Raw genomic sequence first — 17741 nt, forward strand, 5'->3', positions numbered from 1 at the left:
GATTACAGAGGAGAACATTTTATCATGGAACGTGAGACCCTAAAATCGCGGCTGGGCTTCATCCTGCTCTCGGCGGGCTGTGCCATCGGCATCGGCAATGTCTGGAAATTCCCCTATATGGCGGGGCAGGGCGGCGGCGGTGCCTTCGTGCTGTTCTATCTGCTGTTCCTCATCATTCTGGGCCTGCCCATTATGACCATGGAGTTTGCAGTGGGCCGCGCCAGCCGCAAGAGCCCGGTGCGCGCCTATCAGGCGCTGGAAAAGCCGGGCCAGAAGTGGCACATCCACGGCTATTTCACCCTCATCGGCTGTTATCTGCTGATGATGTTCTACACCACCGTTGCAGGCTGGATGCTGCACTATTTTTACATGACTGCCACCGGAAAGCTGGCCGGTCTGAATGCAGACCAGGTATCAAATGCCTTCAGCGAGATGCTGGCAAGCCCCGGCATCATGGCGTTCTGGATGATCTTCGTGGTGGCGTTCGGTATCTTGGTCTGCGCCAAGGGCCTGCAGAATGGTCTGGAGCGGGTGACCAAGGTCATGATGATCGCTCTGCTCGTCATCATGGTCATTCTGGCTGTCAACAGCCTGTTCATGCCCGGCGCTAAGGAGGGCCTGCACTTCTATCTCGTGCCGGACTTTGCTCGCTTGAAAGAGGTCGGCGTGGTCAATACGCTGGTGGGCGCCATGAATCAGGCTTTCTTCACCCTGAGCCTTGGCATCGGTGCCATGTCCATCTTCGGCAGCTACATCGGCAAGGAACACGCTTTGCTGGGCGAGTCCATCCGCATCGTGGCGCTGGATACCTTCGTGGCCATCACGGCTGGCCTCATCATCTTCCCGGCCTGCTTCACCTACGGTGTGGACCAGACCGCCGGCCCCAGCCTGATCTTCATCACCCTGCCCAACATCTTCGCCAACATGGCGATGGGTCGGCTGTGGGGCAGTCTGTTTTTCCTGTTCATGGCCTTTGCGGCGCTTTCTACCGTGCTGGCCGTCTTCGAGAACATCATCTGCTGCGGCATGGAGCTGACCGGCTGCTCCCGCAAAAAGTCCAGCCTTGTGAACCTGTTCCTCATCGCAGCGCTGTCCATGCCCTGTGTGCTGGGGTACAATGTGTGGAGCTGGGACGGCTTTGCGATTTTCGGCGGTGCGGTGCTGGATTTTGAGGACTTCCTCGTCAGCAATCTGTTCCTGCCGCTGGGCTCGCTGGTCTATCTGCTGTTCTGCGTTTCCCGCTGCGGCTGGGGCTGGAAGAACTACAAACAGGAAGTCAACACCGGCGAAGGCCCCAAGATGCAGGACTGGATGCGCGGCTATCTGACCTATGGTCTGCCGCTGATCGTTCTGTTCATCTTTGCCTTCGGCCTCTACGACAAATTCTTTGCGTAATGTACATTCGAAAGGGCGGACTCTTCGCATCGGGGAGCCCGCTTTTTTCAAAAGAAGGGGACACCGATCATGCACATGTTGATCTGTGATGACGACGCGCGGTTTGCCGCACGGGTGGAGCAGCTGGTCCGGGCCTGTCTCGGCCAGCGGGAGATCCCGGCGGAGATCGTGGTCTGCACCAGCGGCGAAGAAGCACTGGCCGTGCCGGATCTGGAGCTGTATCAGGTGGCGCTGCTGGATGTGGATCTGGACACCATGAACGGCATCTCGCTGGGGCGTCAGCTGCGGGAGCGCAGCCCGGAGATCTGCCTGATCTACATTTCGGCCTATCTGGAATTTGCCCCGGAGGGCTACACGGTCCAGGCGTTCCGGTACATCCTCAAACGGGATCTGGAACGGATGCTGCCCAGCTGCCTGGAGGCGCTCTTCCACGAGAAGATTGCCCGCAGCCGCAAGGTGCTGACCATCCGGCAGAACCGCACCAGCATCGAGTTGCCCTACGACAGCATCTACTGCCTGGAAAGTGACCTGCGCAAGGTCAATGTCTATGGGGATGTGCCGCATCAGCCGCTCTGCTCCTATTACGGCAAGCTGACCGATCTGCCGCAGGCGCTGTTCGAGAACGGCTTTCTGCGGGTGGGGCGGAGCGATGTGGTCAACATGCGCTACATCCGCCAGATCAGCGGGTACAAGGTCACGATGCGCAACGGGGTGGAACTGAGCGTCAGCCGGAACGGCTATGCGGCCATCCGGGAGACCTATCTGGAATGGAAGGGGCAGTTTGGCGATGAATGAGATATCCTGGTTCTTCATCGGGCACATGGTCTGCGTGTCGCAGTGGGCCGCCTTCCTGCTGGTGAATCGCGCTTACCTCGGCAAAGGGCGGGTGAAGCATGTCGGGTTCTGGAGCGTTGTTCTGGTGGCCGGGATGCTGGCGTTCAGTCTGATCTTCCAGATCGGCTTTTTCACGCTGGAGACCGTCTGGTGGAATGTGGGCTATGTTCTGCTGTCCACCCTGCTGTTCGGCGGGACGCTGCCCCAGAAGCTGACCGCCGCCCTCATCAACGGCACCATGTGCCTGCTCTCCGAAAACACGGTCCGCTATGTGGTCTCCTGGGTGACCGGAACGTCGCTTCAGGTGGCCTGGCAGCGGCCCGGATGTCTGGTGACCATGACGCTCACGAACCTCATCGTGGGCGTGGTGGTGGCCTATTTCTCGCACCAGTGGAAGGATGAGCGGGCGCTCGAATCCCCGCAGGCGCTGGTCATGTCCTTTTTTCCCGGCATCGTCGTGGTGCTGAACGTAGTCCTGATGCTTTCGGCGAAGGACGAACCCGCCGACTCCCTCATGCTGCTGCTGACGCTGGGCCTGACGGTGGCGGTGCTCCTCCACATGTACATCGTCCAGATGTTCAATCAGCAGATGGCCCGGCAGCAGGAGCTTCATGTGCAGACGGCGCTGGAGCGGGAGCGGGCTGAAGCGCTGATGGACTCCTACACCACCCAGCGCCGCCTGACCCACGAGTTCACCAACCACATCGAGGCGCTGACGCTCTTGCTGCAACAGGGCGAATACGAGGAAGCCAAAGCGTACCTTGCCACGGTCACAAAGATCATCGCGGCCCATACCACCATCATGAACACGCACAATCCGCTGCTGGATGCGCTGCTGAGCAAAAAATACGAGGAGGCCACCCGCAAGGGGGTCATGCTCTACTTTGATCTGCCTGACCTGCGGGCGATCCCGCTCGAAAAGACCGACCTTGTGATGGTCGTCGCCAACCTGCTCAACAACGCCATCGACGCTGCCGCCCAGGCCGACCCGCCGGAAGTCTATTTCCGGATGCGGAAAACGGAGGAGGAACTGCTGCTGTCCGTTCGCAACCGGGTCCGGGAGGATCTGGACCTGCCGGACGGTCAGCTCCCACGCAGCACCAAAAAGGAGCCGGGCCACGGCATCGGCCTGTGGAATGTGACGGATGTGCTCCGCAAGTATCAGGGTGAGTACGCCATCAGCTGCCGGGATAAATGGTTCCGGTTTACCTGTTCGGTGCCGGTACACAGAATATGACATCCTCCCCCGCAGAATATGACATTTTGCGTGAAATTTGGGGGAATATTTGCTATAATTTAGGCAGGAATAAGGCAGAGAGCCAAGAACGGCGCATTGCGGCCGGAGCGATCCGGAAGCGCGGAACGGGCTCATACGGCACCGCAGAGCGTGTGGCGGTGCAGGCGGCCTTGTCTGGTAAAAGTCCTGACGAAGCTCTTGACGGTGATCGGGGGATTGCTGTTCATAGAGACTCTTCCAAATGCTGCTTCTTCCGGCATCGTTGTGTGGGAACGGGGTGCCGGAGCAGAGAGGCAGCAGCGATGAGAGCTTCGGATGGGACTTTTTTTGTTTGAGATCAGGCCGGAGCCCTTGTCAAAGAGGCTCCGGTCTTTTATAATGGAAAAAATGGATTTGCCAGAAACAAGAAAGAAGGAACCTGATATGGATCTGCCGGAAAAGAAACAGCGCTGGGTCTTTCATGCGGACGCTCTGCCCCAGCCCGCAGGCGCGGGGGTCACCCGCCGGGTGCTGGCCTATACCGACGGCCTGATGTGCGTGGAAAACACGTTTGAAAAGGGTGCAGTGGGAGCGCTGCACCACCACCCGCACACCCAGATCACCTATGTGGTGTCGGGAGCGTTCGCGTTCACCGTGGACGGTGAGACCAGAACGGTCTACGCCGGGGACACCATCTTGAAAGAAGACGGCGTCGAGCATGGCTGTGTCTGCACCGAAGCGGGCATCCTGCTGGATATCTTCACCCCCATGCGGGAAGATTTCGTCAGGTGAAACGGTTTGGAGCTTTTTGTAACCGTATGGAATGAAGCACATCCTGAACAACCGTACCGGAATTTATATTACGAACAACCAGATGAAGGAAGCAATGTGGACTCTGGGATTCCGACCGACAAAGATCAATACTCTGAACTGGACGTTCAAGATCAAAAAGAGATCTCCGATTTTCAGCGACAGGTCGATGGCAGACTGGACATGCTGATGCTCGGCAGTCCTACGACATACGCAAAAGGCTGGTCGGCTGCGCCGGGGGGAGGGGCGGTCATAATCTCTGTGAGAAAAAATACGGAGACCGGTGGCCCCTTTTCCATAAAAATTCGCAAATTGGGTAGGGTGGGGGTCTAATCCGTTTCGGCGCAAAATGAAATAGGAGAATGGAGCAGCATCGGACTGCTTCAAGAATATAGAAAAGGGCATGGAAAACGTGAGTTTTAGCGGTTTTCGTGTCCTTTTGCTTCTTCAAAAAACAGTATAAGTGCCCACAATATAAAACTCAAAAGAATAAGCCGCCAGTGTACCGTGTGATGGATTTCACATGATACGCTGACGGCGTTTTTTGCGTTATAGGGGGATGACATCTAAATCCTACACTGGATACCCCAAGATACCTGAGTTGCCGGATTTGCTGTTAGCCCAAATATCTAATCCAGAAACTCAATTATCTGCTACCCCTGTGGCTACGATTTAGATATTGCCCAAATTCTCAAAAACCGCCCTCGACCTGTTTCCAAGGACGAGAACGGTTCAGACTGTAAAATGATGTCCGAACGATATTGAACGAATCACCGCACGATATTACTGCACTTTTGACATCAAGAGTACACACTCAACGGTTGATTGCGATTCCAAGGGAAATTCTCGAATCTCTTTTCCATTGTAGGGAACAGGGAAGGCGAATACAATGTTCCGAATCCAGTTGCCATCCGGCTGTTTTTTCGGGAAAATATCAATGCGCTCGATGAAGGCACGCATGAATTCCTTTTGCTCCACCTCAGTGGCGGCATTGTAGACTTCATCGAAGGCCAGAAGCAAGTGATAGATGTTGTCCGCTGTGATCTTCTCCTGATGGATGTCATCAATCTGACCTTGGATTTCAGCGAGCTGGGATTCCATGTCCCCAATCAGTTCATATTGCTCATCGTAACGCCGCTGTAAATCCAAAGACTTACGGTCATAATAGGGATCATTAAAGTCCAGTGTGTCCATCTGGTGCTCCAGACGGAACTTTGTATTGAGTCGCTGGCGGAGCTGCGCCTTGATTGTATCAGCCTGATGCTCCAACTCGCTGGTATCGACTGCAGAACTGATTTTTTCTTTGATGGCATCTACGAAGCGTGGGTTGTGAACCATAGCGGATACGATGGATGCGACCATCTGATTGATTTCGTTCTGTTCAATGTTCAACCGGAAAGAACATTCGTGTCCAGTCTGCCCTTTGATGCTCTTGCAGAAGTAGTAGTAACGAGTTTTGTTATCCTTGCTGTGAGCCTTAGAGACATTTCCGTACAGATTCCGTCCACAGCAGGGGCATTTCAGAATGCCGGAAAGAATATGCGCGTGGTCTGGGTCACGGACCTTTTCACGCCGCCCTGTGGTACGCTGACGCTTGGTCTGTGCAAGATTCCAGTCGTCCTCGGAAACGATGGCTTCATGTTGACCGACATAGACGGGAAACTCGGATTGCTTCACAACGTGCATTTCGTTTCGAGTGCCGAGTTTCTTTTCAACCTTGCGGCGACCAAATGCAATCTTACCGCAGTAAATGGGATTGTCCAGAATACCTCTAACAAATACAGCAGAAAACTTTGGGATAGTTCCATTCTGACGGAGCTTTTTCACATAGCCATGGGTGTTCAGATACCGGGCAATACCTGCTACACCATCGTTGGTATGGATAAAGCGGTCAAAAATAACACGGATAACTTCCACTTCTTCGTCTGCAATCGAAAGCTCGCCATTTTCCAGCCTATAGCCATAGGGTGCAAAGCCGCCGTTCCATTTGCCCTCACGGGCTTTCTGTTCACGGCCGGCCATCGTTTGAGCACGGATATTCTCACGTTCGATTTCAGCAACAGCAGAAAGAACAGAAATCATTAACTTGCCGGAATCTTTGGAACTGTCGATGCCATCTTCTACGCAAATCAAATTGACACCGAAATCCTGCATAAGTTGCAAGGAGTTCAGAACATCGGCCGCATTGCGCCCAAAACGGGAGAGTTTGAATACCAGAACATAAGAAACGCCGTCTTTACAGTCTTGCACATCTCGCAGCATCTGTTGAAATTCGTGCCGACCTTGAATGTTCTTACCGGAAAATCCTTCGTCAGAATATTCTCCAGCAATGACCATATCTTCATAATCGGCATATCTGCGCCGAAACTCCATGGCAGACTGTCACCCAGCACATCCACGGTTGCCTCATCTCCACGATAGAGGATCTGACTGCCAAGCTGCCCTCGGCTGTTCTTGAATGTAACTTCCAGTGCTGCATTGCCATACCACTGCACCGCAATAACTGTCACAGTTTCCCTTGCCGCAATGCCGTTCAGCTGGCAGCCGACCGTGATCTCCTCCAGATGTGCCATGGAAACTCCTTTCCGAATTGCCCACCGAGAATCTGTACTTTTTCGGATTCTCAGGGCTTTTTACATATAGTAACAGTATACCGCGAAACCCCAGCAAACGCAACAATTTCCGGCAAGAGTTCAGCCAAATCCCATTCATCTTCCACAAAAGGCGCCATGTATTCTAACCAATTTGAAAAAGTACGCTTTTCCGAATTCTCAGGGTCTTTTATTAAGTGGTATTTTCGAATTTCAAAGCCTTGCTGTAAAAGGTTCCAACGGGGAGATCACAGGCTTGTGCGGCTTGCTTTAAGCTCAACCGTTTGGCACGCCATGCCTTGTGGACTTCATAAAAGTTATCCGGCAAGGGGCGAGGCGGCCTGCCGAATTTCACGCCCCGGGCTTTAGCGGCGGCAATACCTTCTGCCTGCCGCTGCCGGATGTTAGTGCGCTCGTTTTCGGCAACAAAGGAAAGCACCTGCAGCACGATGTCGCTTAGAAAAGTGCCCATCAGATCTTTGCCACGGCGGGTGTCCAGCAATGGCATGTCCAGCACTACGATGTCGATACCTTTTGTTTGGGTGAGCAGTCGCCACTGCTCCAATATTTCTGCGTAGTTGCGTCCAAGACGGTCAATACTCTTGATATAGAGCAGATCGTCTTTTTTCAGTTTTCGCACCAGCCGCTTGTATTGCGGGCGGTTGAAGTCCTTGCCGGACTGCTTATCCATGAAGATGTTTTTCTCCGGAATCTTCAGTTCTCGCAGTGCAATCAACTGCCGGTCCTCGTTCTGGTCGCGGGTGCTGACACGAATATAACCATAGATATTAGCCAAATGTTACTCCTTTGGTTTGCGGCATTTCTGCCATGTGATTGGTGAATCATCAATCTAACACCTCCTTGTGGCAAAATAAAAGCCTGCACAATGGCAGGCAGGCTGTATGTATGAAAAAAGCCAAGAACTGTAAAAATACATTTCTTGGCCTCGAAATCGAATAGCGAATAATAGATTAGTCGTATCTTCTCAAAGGAATATTGGAATGGTAGATCTTTACATTGTCAAGGTTGTTCATGGTCAGAAGCTCTTGAATGCCCAATTCCATCATGGAGCTGTCTTCACAATTATAAGGGTTCATGACAATTTGACTGATAGAAGATTTTTTGAATTTATAATCAACATAGGGAACCAAAGCTTTTCCGCGACGGAAGAAAGATACATCGGCGATATTCGAATTGGATTTTGGAGAACGTAAAGTTTCTTCTGGAATTTTTAGAACGATACGGTATTCTTGTTCCCCGTCAAAGTGGCTGTTTTTGAAAAAGCAGCGCATATTGTTGATTGGTTCCTTAAAAGACTGAACCAGTAAAGCACGATACTTGTCTAGTAAATTTAACTGAAGAAGGTTGGAATAAACATTGAATAGATGATCTAAAAATTTGATGACACACTTTTCTTTGTCGAAATTATTATAAATTACCAATCCACGAGAAAGCCAGATATCACCTGATAATCTTTTTCCTGTGTTGGTTTTGTATGAGTTGCTACCCTCAAACATATTCCATGCAAAGTCAAAACCAATATTGACGCCTGCCGATGAAGTTGCATAATAGTTCCACATATTAAGAGAATCACAGTTTTTGGAAAGCGAGCAGGTATAAGTGCGGTAAGGCATATCTTTGTATGTTTGATCAACATTAGATATGGCAGAATATGATTGACGATAACTTTTCAAATCTTCTATTATAGATGGCTGCAAAAAGAACTGTTTGAATGAGCTCGAGTAATTGCCGTTGGTAAGTACATGCTCTATCAATGGGATGATTTCGAGAAATTCAGTAGAGTCGTTCAGAAATCTCACATCAGTAAAACGAAGGCATTGTTTTTCAATTATGGATAAAAGCGTGTCAATAGTACAGTAATGACACACGTTTGATGCACCACTGTTAAGCTCATCAGAAAAAGGGTCACCCTCATATGGCGTATCCAAGAAGTGGCAATGCGAGAGTGCTAAACAAGATGCAAATACCTCGGCTTCTGTCATCTTTGTCCTTTCTACTGATAAAGCAGCTTCTGACTTCAAAATCAGGAGCTGCTTTATCAGTTGTCAAAACCCTAAAATAAATTAAATCATCTTAAAATATTTCAGCGCATCCCTTATGGCCGCTTCCTTCTCCGGTGGACACTGGGGCTGCTTCGTATTTTCGGACTTCGCCTTATGGTGGTTCTCTCGTACCTCCAGACCGCATTTCTGCTTGACCTGCGAGATATACAGGGAAGACACCTTCAGTCCAGTTTGTTCCAACACGCGGGCTTTGATTTCAGGATAAGTCGCACCCTTTTGCAATCCTGAAGTGTCTATGCCCTCCAAGGAGAACTCTACACGGACTTTTTTGGAGTCGATCTCACCCTTGGAAAATGCAATGACACATTCCACATGTGTCGTCGCTAGAATCGGAACACATGGATTCAGCCTCGTTAGAAGCATGGGAACACAAAACAGCAGGGGAGTGGTTCTCCTTGCTATTCTTGCGAAGCGGCTTGAAATTCTTGCCGTCCACACTGTTTTTGAACCCGGTCTTGTAAACAAAGACAATCATGTAGGGGTCTTTGTTCCCATTACTATCATAACCGCCCACGATTACTTTTTCAACTATACTTTCAAAAATATGTCGGTCAAAGGTGTCCAGAACCTCATTCTGTTCAAGGGTCTGCCGAAACGTGGCAACACGCTTGCGCATTGTAGATTCGGTTTCGGCTGCATCTTGCAGGCTTTCACACTCTTTCTGCAACTGCTCAATCTGGCTAGACAGGTCCAAATACTTTCGGTCGTAGGTCTCCTTGTCGATGGTATCTTCAAGACGCATATCAACCAGCTTGTTTTTCTTGACTTCCAGAGCGTGAATATCTCTTTCGGCTTTCGCAAGACGCTTGCCCGCGTTGCTTTCAGAAAGAGTTTCTTCTGTCCGTTTCATAAACTCGTCCAGAACATCCTTGTTATTCTGGCACAAGAGGCGATAAGATTCTACAAAAGCCCGCTCAATCGTTCTTTCGTCAACGCCCTTGCTCTCCGGGCAGAACTTTTTTCCTTTTTTGGTGGAAACAACACATTGCCAGATAGCTTTATTATACTGTGAACTGCTATGCCAACTCCTCCTTGTCAGGGTGCCACCACAGAAACCACATTCTATCATGCAGCTAAAAGCGTATTTCCGACTGAACTTTTCACGTTTGCCGTCCACGTTAAGGCTGCGGGGCTTTGCACGCCGCCGCAAAATTTCCTGTGCGGCTTCAAAGACTTCTTCCGAAATAATGGGCTCGTGGTGCTCACGAATATAAAATTGATCTTCCTCGCCGAAGTTGTACAGACGCCGTTTTGAAATAGGGTCAACGGTAAATGTCTTTCCTAACAAAATGTCGCCTTTGTATTTTTCGTTTTTGATAATGCCGATTACGGTACTGTCTGCCCATTTGGGACTGCCGCGTTTGGTTTTATAGCCTAAGTTTTCAAGTTCTTTGGCAATAACCGAACCACCGGCACCCTCCGTGTATCGCTGAAAAATGTAACGGACAACAGCCGCTTCTTCTTCGTTGATGGTGATGGTTTTGTCCGCTGGATTGTAGTCATAACCTAAACAGCCCTGAAACCCGACCAGCTCACCGCGCTGCATCTTCATCTTCAAGCCCTTTTTGACATTTGCAGAAATATTTTCGACTTCCTGCTGTGCAACAGAGCTTAAAATTACAAGGAGCAGTTCACCGTCCATAGTAAGGGTGTTGATGTTTTCTTCCTCAAAAAACACAGCCACGCCTTTATCTTTGAGCATCCGAACATATTTCAGAGTGTCAAGCGTATTTCGGGCAAAACGCGAAATGGATTTGGTAATCACCATATCCACGTCACCGTTCATACAGTCGTTGATTAAACGCTGGAAATCCTCGCGCTTTTTTACCTGCGTACCCGTGATAGCTTCATCAGCATAGATGCCGGCCAAAGACCATTCCGGCTTACTTTTTATAAGTTCGGTATAGTATTTGACCTGCGATTTGTAGCTGTTCAGCTGATCTTCGGTATCGGTGCTGACACGACAATAGGCGGCTACGCGCAGCCTTTTTTCAAAGTTCGTACGCGCTCGTGGAGAGAGCGTGTTGCGCGCTTTAATGACTTCAACGTCTTTCATGCTTGACCTCCTTGCTAAATGTGTTCCTTTCATTGCGTTAATCATAACGCCAATGCGACACAAAATCAAGAGGATAGTTCGGAAACCACACGATAATCTTTCATTAAGCGCTGTTTGATAAGGGAATACTCTCTATCGGTTATGAGCTTTCTTTCTAACAGCTGCTTCAAAAAAGCAAGCTGAATGCTATAACGTATCAAATTTTGTTCTTTCAAAAATATCCCCCTTTCACAAAATAAAAAATGAGCCAACGGACGGCTGCTGGCAGCAACCCACGGGAATCTCACCCCTGCATTCCTCATGCAGCCCTACTCATTGCCTGCGACGCTCTGAACGCTCGGACTTTGACGGTAAGGGAGTATCAGCCTGCCTGTATGTCATGGCCCACAAGCAGCCGCGCTTGCATTGCGGCATGGTGATGATCGCTCCACTTTTCAGAGAAAAGCATCATGGCGCACCCGCCGTCCGGCTCGATACAGACAGCAACGTATCCGTTTGCTCTATGATGCACCGCCATTGTCCTGCGGGCATATTTTTCAAGGTGCTGTCCCGAAACGTGGAAAGGGTCAGACCGTTTCGGCTTTGGTTACAATAGAAGAAATCAGTTTGATTTCCAGATGGCGTTTCATGTACTCGTCTATGCACACATGAGGCTGACCGTGCTTGTCATAGAGAATGCCTGTACAGAGCTTGTTGATATAACCTCTGTAATGTCGCAAAACCTGTTCAACTGCATCGGTGTCCCCAGCGCAGGCAGAGCGAATCACCGAGAGCGGTAAAAACTCTCTGCTCGTGTGTTCATAGGAGTTCATTTACGCCTAACCTCCCTCCGGCAAGTGCGCCTTTAGCTTTTTTTGCAGCTCGTTCAGCGTTTTTGTCCGGTGGTGCTGTACAGCACTCCGGGACATTCCCATGAGGTCGCCAATCTCGCCATCGCCCAGTTCCAGAACGCAAAACAGAATCAGAATGCTTTGTTCTTGCTTTGGCAGAGCGGCAAACGCATTGGCAACAAGTTCATTGTCGATGTGCAGATCACAGCCGTAGGATGAAAATACAAATTCTTCACTTGGATAATGGTCTACACTCGTGAGCTGCCCCAGTTCTTCCAACGAAAGAACGCTGAATGACTTTTCACGGTCAAGCAGACGTTTCTTATTTCGGTGATAGTTCCGGGCCTCATTTCGCAGCACCGCTTTGCAGAACGCATCGAATCGGTACTGTTCGCCATCGTTGCGAGGGATAGCTTCCATCTTCTCACCCCCTTTCCGTGGGGATGTCGGGTGGATTTTTCCCTTTCCGCTAATATGACACCTGAAACACCCGATTCTGCCCGCTTTTTTGAAAATTTCCAAAAATATTTTTTGAAACAGGTAGATTTTCAGATGGCAATAGAAAAGCCCAGCAGACCAAAAACGGCCAACTGGGCATAATAACAGCACGAAACGCGCAGTAGCTACATTGTATAGTACATAGTAAAAGCCCTGCTGACCCTGTGCGGGAGCAAGGCTTTTTTTGATAGGTCAAGATTGAACGGTCGATAGAATATCAGGCGCATGGCGGCATCCTCCTATGGCCGCCATACAGACGATGAAACGCTCTGATACGCAAAAAAGAACCGGCGGCCTTGATTTTCTCAAAAGCCGCCGGTTCAAAATGGGCGCGCGGATATGTCTGCTGTACGACGGCTTTTTTTCTTTTGCCGTCGTGCGGCAGCTTGCTAACAGGCTATTTTTCTTTATGAGGATTATTATAAAATCCAAATGTCACAGAAATGTCCGAGCAGAACTAATTTTCGACAGAAAAACAGGCTGAATTGTTACAAAGCTCGGACATTTCAAAAATTTTTTGAGAAATGGCGAAAAAAGCGGGGCAGCACACGCCGCCCCGCCGATCCCATACGGTTATTCCATTGCCCGCATTTGTTCAATCAGAGATTGTTTTTTCTGTCTGCGGATTGTCCATACAGACAAGATCAGCTCCATTCCGAACAATACCAGAATGAACAGCCCCATTTCCAAAACCGGGAATTGATAAGGCACTACATTTCCGGCAAAAGCACCTACACTCATTTTTCTGCAAGCAAAGATGGAAGCCGGAAGCCCAACGATCAGCGTCGCCAATGTTGCAAAGAGCGCATAGCACAGCCCCTCACAGATGTTCATTTCACATAGCTGTTTTTGTGTTAGGCCGATAGAACGCAGAATACTGTTTTCCTGCTTTCGGGCTATCTGGTTAGAGAGTGTCGTATTGATAAGGTTGATAACGCCAAAGAGAAATACCAACCATGAAAGTATCTCCATACTGCCAAACGCAAAAGAATTTGTCATTTCTTCATATTCAATCACTGTATTGATTTCATCTAAGGCAATATTACTATGGCTGGCAACAATATTTTTCAATTCAGCTCCCACATAGTCCGTTTTTTTCGGATCGTTTACAATGCTCCATGAATAGTCGAAAGAAGCGATTTCCGGGTGCAGTTCATGGAACAATGCTTCTGGTGCGAAAAAGAGTACTCCATCGAGGGCCAGTTTTCCATGCCCGGAAGGCGTCTTGTTGGAATCAAACAATCCTGATACAGTGACGGAAACAGGCGGTTGCCCCTCTCCAAAATAAAAGTCAACTGTTGAACCAACACCCATATCCTCATTCTGCTTTAGCACATTATAGTCAATTACAATACTACGGGAATCTTTTGGCATCGTTCCTGCTGTCAGAGCCGCTTCAACTGTTGCATAATTCTGGTCGGTCAGCATATCACACATACCACCGCTTTGGTAAATGTCCGTCTTAAGGGTTGCATAGAGAGATTGTCTGCTTGAAATTATATCTGTAACACCATCAATAGATAAGATTTCCTGTTTTAATTCTTCATTCAACGGATTTCCCGCTGCCATAACCTTTTCTTCTGTCATTTCAGAATCCAAATAAATTTTATAGTCGCCGTCCGGGAAAAACCGTCTTGCAAGCGCCTCTGGAGAACGCAGCAAAACAATGGAGGATACCACAAGCAGAATAATTCCGCCCAAACTCAATGAGGCTACAATAGCAACGGTCTTTTTTCGGTCACGCTTAAAATTCGCAATTCCCATTGAAACAGGATTGAGCTTGATATTCTTTTTTCGGCTTCGGATGTCCTTTTGTGCCGGGGTAAAACGGACGGCTTCAATCGGGGAAATCCCTGCCGCAATTTTTATCGGCTTACGGATGGAAACAGATACCATGATCCAACTGCTTATGAGTGTCAAAATAATCGTTGCCACATAGGAAACAGCATTAAATCCCTTGGGAAACAAAAGAAAACCGCCGCATACACCCAGCACTGTACCAATCAAAATCCCGATACTGCCGAGTTTACGCCCCTCCCGCTTTACAATCCGCTTGATTTGCTTTGGCGTTGCACCAATCGTCCGTAGCTGCCCGTAGCTCTTGATTTTGTCATTGATGGAGATACGGAAGATACTCTGGATCACAATATAGCCGCCGATCAGAACAATGGCAATCACGCCAGCCATCAGTGCAAAATCAAAGGATTTAGAAGCATAGGCAAAATACTTGCTGTTCATTTTGGGCATAGGAAGCTGATATTCCTCCGCAATCTCCCTGCAATAAGAGGTCATCAGTTCTTCGCCCAACTGGTCGCTGTTTTTGAAATGGACATAGGCGCGATAGCCAGTCGGGTCAAACCCTTTCCATCCTGTCAGGGCAGCGTTGGAAAGAATGATAGCGCAGGTATTCGCTTCTTTTTCATTTACGCTGTCCATAATGCCGGTAACGACATAATCACCATGAAAACTCTCTGTATCTAAGGTCACAGTGTCCCCGATCTTGGCATTGTTTCCATAGGTGGAAAGAAAGTATTCGCTTACAACAACTTCATTTGCTTTTTCAGGAACCCGGCCCTCTAACAACTCCATCTGCGCCTTGGTAATCTCCATCATTTGCGCGTCGCAATACACATAAGACGCATGATAGCCCTGTTCTGAAAGCTCCTCACCCAGCATATAGTAGCCGCCTACGCGCTCAAACTCCGGCAGTCCTTTCAGGGTTTCAATGTCGTTTTCCTCTACGCCCAGCCAGACCGCCTCATAAGTATCGACAACCTGATTGCGCTGCATTTGTGTCAGGGAGGTAGACACAATTCCCGTAAAGCAGATCAGAAATGCCGCCAGCGCAACGGCAATCACCACCATCAGATTCCGGCGCTTCTCGCTTTGCAAACTTTTCTTTGCCAGCTTCTTTGTAATGGCGCTGGTATCATTCTCAAAAGGCCATGTCATAGCCTGCCACCTCCTTACTCCACAATCTTGCCGTCCTCAATGCGGACAATCCGATCTGCAAGGCGGGCAATGTCGTCATTGTGCGTAATCATCACAACAGTTTGCCGGAACTCTGCACTGGTGCGCTTGATAAGCCCCAGCACCTCGGCGCTGGTCTTGCTGTCAAGGTTGCCGGTCGGCTCGTCGGCCAGCACGATAGCCGGTTTGGTAATCAAGGCGCGGGCGATAGCCACACGCTGCTGCTGTCCGCCGGAAAGATTGTTCGGCATATTTTTCAGTTTATCTTCCAGTCCCAGCAGGTGAACGATCTCGTCTAAAAACTTCTGATCCACCGTGTCCCCGTCCAGCTCCACCGGCAGGACGATGTTCTCATACACATTCAGAATAGGAACAAGGTTATAGTTCTGGAAGATAAAGCCGATGTTGCGGCGGCGAAAGATGGTAAGCTGCTCGTCGTTCTTCTTTGCCAGTTCTTCGCCTCGGACAATCACTGTTCCGCTGGTGGGAGTGTCCAGCCCGCCCATCATGTGAAGCAGGGTGGACTTGCCGCTGCCGGAGGTTCCCACAACGGCCACAAACTCACCGTCATTTACGGAGAAGTTCACGCCGTCAAGGGCGCGGGTGATATTCGGCTTTGTGCCGTAATACTTTTTCAGATCAATCGTCTGCAAAACGCTCATACTCAAAACTCCTTTCAAGGCTTTCTGCCTGTTGATAAGGTCATTGTAAAACCCAAATGTCCGCGAAATGTTACAGCGGCCAAAAAATTTCATTGAAAATCGGGGTGAAATGTTACAGCGCTCGGACATTTCAAAAAAATTTACGGCGGGCAGCCGGAAATGGCCGTCCGCCGTAGCTCATGATCTGTTCTAAAACCAATTCGCCTTTTGATTTCTAAATTGAGGAGTATCGCTTTCTTGATAAGGATTGTAGGTATTACGGTTACACCCAAACTCTTTTAATGATTTTATTTTATTGTCCTCTGTCCATTCAATCAAAGAAATACCGTCAAATTCCTCTATATCCCCATTGTTCATTCCATTTTTGAAATACCACTCTACAATCGTTTGATTTTCTTTATGGAAAAATTGCTTGATTTCCCAAACTACCACCTTTCCACGGGTATTCCACTCCTGAAACCAATGTTTTACTGTTTTACGATTGCTATACTGGGGACACCAACTTTCTGTATAGAGTACATCTTCCGCAAAAATATCATCAATGCCCATATCTTTCTGATAAAGCCACATATCAAACCACAGTCGGATTATTTTTTCTCGTTCATTCATAATAGAAACACCTCGCTTGTTTACTTTCATTTTGTAGGCAGCATAATGGAAAATTCCGAACCCTTGCCCGGCTCCGAAACCACTTTGACATAGCCGCCCTGCCGCATTACAATCTCGCGGGCCAGATACAGGCCAATGCCCACGCCCTGCTGTTCGTGTACTTCTTCCTCACGATAGAAGCGCCGGAAGATGGCAGCCTGATTGCTTTCGGAAATGCCCTTGCCGGTGTCGGTCACTTTGATCTCCACATACATTTCCCACAGCACCACCGACACAGCGATTTTCCCGCCTGCCGGGGTGTACTTCACCGCATTGTCCAGCAGGTTAAAGAGGGCTTCGGATGTCCACTTGCTGTCATGGGAAACGGTCAAATCCTCCGGGCAGTCCACGGACACGGCGATTTCCTTTTTCTCCGCCGCATACACGATCCCACTCATGGCCTGCGCCACAGTATCAAAAAGACGGCCCAGCTTCTTATCCAACTGGATCACGCCTGTTTCCAGTCGGGAGGTTTTCACAAGGGCCTGAAAGAGAAAGTCCAGCTTATCCGTCTGGCTGCGGATTCCCCGGATAAAGTCGGTGCGCTCCGCCTCGGTCATGGGCTTTTCCAGCAGGGTGTCCGTCGCCATTTTCAGATTGCTTACCGGCGTTTTCACCTGATGGGAAATATCTGATACAAGGGTCTGTAACTCCTGCCGTTCCTCGTCCACCCGGCGGCGGTTCTCCTGCATGATCTGGTAAAGCCTTGCCAGCCGGTGTCCGATTCTGGCAAGCTGGGTTTCGCTGTCCTCTGGCCGCTGGGGCGCTTCATTCCCGGCGATCATGTGGTCTAAGGTCTGGCACAGGTCAGCGGTAAACTGCGACAGCCGCTTTCCAAACGCCTGCGTCAGTACAAAAATCCCCACAAGGGCGCACAGCAGCAGCGTCCCGCCTGTCAGCAGCACCGCAATCTGTTTTGTCACAAGAAACAGGGCTATGGTGATCCCGGACATGGAGAGGACAAGCTCCATTGCCACCCGGCCAAACAGCCGCTTTACCGAGAGGTTTTGAAACTTCATTTTGCCTCGCCTCCCGTCCATTGATAGCCCATGCCGTAAACAGTCTTGATGTAGGGTGCGCCGCCGTCAGATTCAATCTTGCTGCGAATCCGGCTGATGGAGGTTGTCAGGGTGTGTTCGTCTACAAA

General features: G+C 49.6%; 17 protein-coding genes. 5 read left to right on the forward strand and 12 right to left on the reverse strand.

Annotated elements, in window-relative coordinates; genetic code table 11:
* The first annotated feature begins 24 nt into the window (after positions 1–24).
* From DWY95_RS02440 to DWY95_RS02460, 5 genes are all read left to right on the forward strand, one after another.
* Positions 25–1395 carry a sodium-dependent transporter gene (locus DWY95_RS02440; protein WP_118552024.1) on the forward strand — a complete coding sequence of 457 codons (1371 nt, stop codon included), beginning with the start codon at positions 25–27 and terminating at the stop codon, positions 1393–1395.
* A gap of 69 nt (positions 1396–1464) precedes the next feature.
* Positions 1465–2190 carry a LytTR family DNA-binding domain-containing protein gene (locus DWY95_RS02445; protein WP_118552026.1) on the forward strand — a complete coding sequence of 242 codons (726 nt, stop codon included), beginning with the start codon at positions 1465–1467 and terminating at the stop codon, positions 2188–2190.
* Positions 2183–3466 carry a GHKL domain-containing protein gene (locus DWY95_RS02450; RefSeq protein WP_118552028.1) on the forward strand — a complete coding sequence of 428 codons (1284 nt, stop codon included), beginning with the start codon at positions 2183–2185 and terminating at the stop codon, positions 3464–3466. Before DWY95_RS02445 ends, DWY95_RS02450 begins: the two co-directional genes overlap by 8 nt.
* A 423-nt stretch (positions 3467–3889) precedes the next feature.
* Complete coding sequence (locus DWY95_RS02455) at positions 3890–4237, forward strand: cupin domain-containing protein (protein ID WP_118552030.1); 348 nt, start codon at positions 3890–3892, stop codon at positions 4235–4237.
* Positions 4238–4243: 6 nt separating this feature from the next.
* Positions 4244–4588, forward strand: coding sequence for a hypothetical protein (locus DWY95_RS02460; protein ID WP_147365914.1), 345 nt, complete (start codon positions 4244–4246; stop codon positions 4586–4588).
* Between the two features lie 450 nt (positions 4589–5038).
* Here DWY95_RS02460 and DWY95_RS02465 read toward each other — a convergent pair whose 3' ends face one another.
* The 12 genes from DWY95_RS02465 to DWY95_RS02530 form a co-directional block, all read right to left on the reverse strand.
* A complete protein-coding gene (locus tag DWY95_RS02465) occupies positions 5039–6628 on the reverse strand; it encodes a recombinase family protein (RefSeq protein WP_118552034.1) in 1590 nt (529 codons plus the stop codon).
* 411 nt (positions 6629–7039) lie between these two features.
* Complete coding sequence (locus DWY95_RS02470; RefSeq protein WP_118552036.1) at positions 7040–7642, reverse strand: recombinase family protein; 603 nt, start codon at positions 7640–7642, stop codon at positions 7040–7042.
* A gap of 175 nt (positions 7643–7817) precedes the next feature.
* Positions 7818–8849 carry a DUF2971 domain-containing protein gene (locus DWY95_RS02475; protein WP_118552038.1) on the reverse strand — a complete coding sequence of 344 codons (1032 nt, stop codon included), beginning with the start codon at positions 8847–8849 and terminating at the stop codon, positions 7818–7820.
* 361 nt (positions 8850–9210) lie between these two features.
* Positions 9211–10986, reverse strand: coding sequence for a recombinase family protein (locus tag DWY95_RS02485; protein ID WP_118552040.1), 1776 nt, complete (start codon positions 10984–10986; stop codon positions 9211–9213).
* A 65-nt stretch (positions 10987–11051) separates the two neighbouring features.
* Positions 11052–11273 carry an SHOCT domain-containing protein gene (locus tag DWY95_RS02490; protein WP_347561957.1) on the reverse strand — a complete coding sequence of 74 codons (222 nt, stop codon included), beginning with the start codon at positions 11271–11273 and terminating at the stop codon, positions 11052–11054.
* A 279-nt stretch (positions 11274–11552) separates the two neighbouring features.
* Positions 11553–11798, reverse strand: a complete 246-nt coding sequence (locus tag DWY95_RS02500; RefSeq protein ID WP_117950103.1) for a helix-turn-helix domain-containing protein — start codon at positions 11796–11798, stop codon at positions 11553–11555.
* A 6-nt stretch (positions 11799–11804) separates the two neighbouring features.
* Positions 11805–12236: a sigma-70 family RNA polymerase sigma factor gene (locus DWY95_RS02505; RefSeq protein ID WP_118552042.1), complete on the reverse strand. Its 432-nt coding sequence runs from the start codon at positions 12234–12236 to the stop codon at positions 11805–11807.
* 651 nt (positions 12237–12887) lie between these two features.
* Positions 12888–15266, reverse strand: a complete 2379-nt coding sequence (locus DWY95_RS02510) for an FtsX-like permease family protein (RefSeq protein WP_118552044.1) — start codon at positions 15264–15266, stop codon at positions 12888–12890.
* A gap of 14 nt (positions 15267–15280) precedes the next feature.
* The gene (locus DWY95_RS02515; RefSeq protein ID WP_002586595.1) at positions 15281–15946 is read right to left on the reverse strand and encodes an ABC transporter ATP-binding protein; all 666 of its coding nucleotides are present in this window, start codon (positions 15944–15946) and stop codon (positions 15281–15283) included.
* A 189-nt stretch (positions 15947–16135) separates the two neighbouring features.
* Positions 16136–16555, reverse strand: a complete 420-nt coding sequence (locus tag DWY95_RS02520; protein WP_044946403.1) for a nuclear transport factor 2 family protein — start codon at positions 16553–16555, stop codon at positions 16136–16138.
* Positions 16556–16581: 26 nt separating this feature from the next.
* Positions 16582–17613, reverse strand: coding sequence for a HAMP domain-containing sensor histidine kinase (locus DWY95_RS02525; protein WP_117447643.1), 1032 nt, complete (start codon positions 17611–17613; stop codon positions 16582–16584).
* A partial coding sequence (locus DWY95_RS02530) for a winged helix-turn-helix domain-containing protein (protein WP_147365915.1) occupies positions 17610–17741 on the reverse strand: 132 nt, incomplete at its 5' end. The genes DWY95_RS02530 and DWY95_RS02525, both read right to left, overlap by 4 nt.

It is taken from the genome of Faecalibacterium sp. AF28-13AC, assembly GCF_003478405.1.
GTDB classification, from domain to species: Bacteria; Bacillota; Clostridia; order Oscillospirales; family Ruminococcaceae; genus Faecalibacterium; species Faecalibacterium prausnitzii_E.